This is a genomic window from Bacteriovorax sp. DB6_IX (assembly GCF_000447775.1).
Lineage (GTDB): Bacteria > Bdellovibrionota > Bacteriovoracia > Bacteriovoracales > Bacteriovoracaceae > Halobacteriovorax_A.
The window spans coordinates 1-202 of sequence record NZ_AUNJ01000070.1; the positions used below are offsets into that span (position 1 = coordinate 1).

1 protein-coding gene is annotated in these 202 nt (G+C 27.2%); it reads right to left on the bottom strand.

The features are described from left to right. On the bottom strand, positions 1-202 hold a 202-nt coding region (locus tag M901_RS02330), incomplete at both ends, for a hypothetical protein (RefSeq protein WP_034719728.1).

A 202-nucleotide genomic window follows, 5' to 3' on the forward strand; every position in this document is an offset into this window, starting at 1 on the left:
TCATTTGTAACTTGAAGATCTTCACCTTTTTTTAACTCATCTATATTACAATCATTAATACTCGCAATAATAGAATTCTCTCTTTTTTCTAACACTTTTAAAGAACATTTCTTTCCTTCAACCTCTAACAAATCATCCTTATTAACACTTTTAACATCTGTAGATGATATTGAGACAACACCAAGCTCTTTATTTATAGTTT